The organism is Roseomonas sp. KE2513 (assembly GCF_016107305.1).
In the GTDB taxonomy this organism is placed as follows: domain Bacteria; phylum Pseudomonadota; class Alphaproteobacteria; order Acetobacterales; family Acetobacteraceae; genus Roseomonas.
The window spans coordinates 1-537 of sequence record NZ_RCVR01000188.1; the positions used below are offsets into that span (position 1 = coordinate 1).

Annotated in this window: 2 protein-coding genes; both read left to right on the top strand. The window is 66.5% G+C overall.

Annotated features, from left to right (window positions below):
* A partial coding sequence (locus D9599_RS30885) for a hypothetical protein (protein ID WP_198385159.1) occupies positions 1-196 on the top strand: 196 nt, incomplete at its 5' end.
* 129 nt (positions 197-325) lie between these two features.
* The coding region (locus tag D9599_RS30890) for a hypothetical protein (RefSeq protein ID WP_198385160.1) at positions 326-537 on the top strand (212 nt) is incomplete at its 3' end.

Below are 537 nucleotides of genomic sequence, written 5' to 3' on the forward strand. Positions count from 1 at the left end.
GGCGACGCTGTCCAACATCCACCAGAACGTGGCCATTGCCCTCGGTCTCAAGGCAGTTTTCCTGGTAACGACCGTCCTCGGCATCACCGGCCTCTGGCCCGCCGTACTGGCTGACACGGGGGCGACTGTCCTCGTGACCCTCAACGCCCTCCGGCTGCTCGGGCACCGGTTTCAGAGCGCGTCCGCAGGTGTTTAAGGTCTTCCCGATGGCCTTCGCGATGGGGGGACGAACTATCGTGGCGCCATCGGGAGCGGAACTCGGCCTCGATCCCAGGTTTCCCTCCGGGGCAAATTGCCGTGGCGCCGAAGCGGAGATGAACCTCCGGTGAAGCGCTTCCTGCTCCTGGTCCTCGTCGCCGTGCTTGCGATGGTTCCGGCGCTGGCACTACGCCTGACGGGACTACGGCCCAGCCCAATCGTGGATGCCGCGATCTTCGGCGTCGCCATCCTCGCCGCGGGCTTCCTGCTGTCCTGGGGTGCTGAGGCGGCAGAGCGGCGCATATCGCAGGGATTGATCCTCGCCGCCGTCGCCCTCGT